The organism is Arthrobacter sp. 05T410, assembly GCF_056396505.1.
In genome coordinates this window covers 1-1,556 of the sequence record NZ_JBFTLP010000045.1, presented here as the reverse complement: position 1 = coordinate 1,556, position 1,556 = coordinate 1, and the positions used below count along the sequence as shown (strand labels likewise).

At 66.8% G+C, this 1,556-nt stretch carries 1 protein-coding gene; it reads right to left on the bottom strand.

The window, feature by feature from the left end; all coding sequences use genetic code 11:
• Nucleotides 1-298: 298 nt before the first annotated feature.
• The gene (locus AC1DFR_RS22305) at nt 299-1,405 is read right to left on the bottom strand and encodes an IS110 family RNA-guided transposase (RefSeq protein ID WP_476874499.1); all 1,107 of its coding nucleotides are present in this window, start codon (nt 1,403-1,405) and stop codon (nt 299-301) included.
• Between the last annotated feature and the right edge of the window lie 151 nt (nt 1,406-1,556).

Sequence of the window (1,556 nt, the reverse complement as noted above, 5' to 3'; positions counted from 1 at the left end):
CTGATATGTAGGAGTTCTTTGTCAAGAGGGCAAGGGTGAGCGGTCCAAGGCTGGTTTGTCTTGGACCGCTCTTTGTGTCCGTTCCCTGTCTGGCCCGGGCGGCCGGCGCGTCGTGATCGACGGCGCTGTCAGACTGATATGCGCGGGTTGGTTACCGCAGGACGAGGTGTTCGGCTGGAGGGGTGCCGCTGGTCTAGCGATGTCGGGCGTCACCGGTGTTTTTGCCGGTTGTCCATAGGTGTTTCGCGGGTCTCCTCCACGCTGCCAAGCCGTCCGGGCGGGGCGGGAACGGCCACGTTTATTCATCCGTCCATGGGTTTTCCTGTTGGATGGGGGCGGCGAGGGACCAGCACCAGCCGGCCAGCTCGCGGGCGATGGCGACGTTCGCGATGACCCGGCGTTTGTGCCGGGCTTCGAATTGCTCCCATTTCCGGTGCAGCCGGTGGTTGCCCTGATGGCCGCGGACCCGGGAGGCTTCGTCGGCTGCGTCCCAGCGGGTGCGCATGTCACGGCTGGCGTTGTTGTAGGGCCGGCGGTGGTGCCAGGCGGCCTCGACCAGCAGCCGGCGGGCGTGGGTGTTTCCGGTTTTGGTGATGGCGCCCTGGGACCGGGACGCGCCCGAGGAATGTTCCGAGGGGACGAGGCCCAGATACGCGCCGATGGTGGAGCCGGTGAAGCGGGTCCAGTCGCCGATTTCCACCGCCAGGCCGAAAGCGGTCAGCACCGAGATCCCGCGCAGACACATCAGGGCCCGCACGACCGGGGCATACGGTTCGGTGGCCGCCATCGCGGTGATCTTCGCATCCAAGCGGTTCCGGCGGTCCAGCGTCAGCTCGGCGGTCTCCATGCCGGCCTCGTAGGCGGCCTGCAGGGCAGGGTCATCGAAACGTTGCCGGTGCAGCCAGGTGTGGTGGGCGTCGGTCCAGGCATGGCCGCCGGAGTAGACGAGGCCGTGGCGCAGCAGGAGCTTCGAGACGCGGTGCCTGGCCCGCATCAGGTCCGCCCGGACGTCCTCGCGGGCCCGGACCAGATCTCGGGCCGCTTCCTGCGAGGGACCCGGGACACGCACCGGGGTGATCTGGCCCAGCAGGGCCAACCGGGCCAAGTGCTCGGCATCCCGGGCATCGGTCTTCACCCGGTCCCCGGACGGGCGCTGGAGTTTGGAGGGCGCCGCCACCACACATTCCATCCCGGCGGCATTCAGGCACCGGGCCAGGCCGAACCCGGTCGGACCTGCCTCATAGACAACCAGCACCGGGCCCGGCAACCCGGACACCCACTCGACGGTCCCGGCATCGTTGGCGGCCAGGCTCTGGCGCAGAATCTCACCGGTCTCGCAGTCGATAGCGCAGCCCTTGACGCTGCGTGCGTGGACATCCAAACCGACATAGGTACGCTTATTCATGACTGGAACCTCCAGACGTTCAAATGTGGCTCTACCAGTCCACACCCCGCACCAGATTGCGGAACAGACCGTGGACCAGCAACCCACGAACCTCTTTGAACCCGGGGTTCCAGTCCTACGTCAGACGACCACCACACCTCATATCGTCTAG

Excerpts from the sequence above, each read along its gene's own strand:
- AC1DFR_RS22305 (WP_476874499.1), bottom strand. The coding sequence starts at position 1,405 with ATGAATAAGCGTACCTATGTCGGTTTGGATGTCCACGCACGCAGCGTC.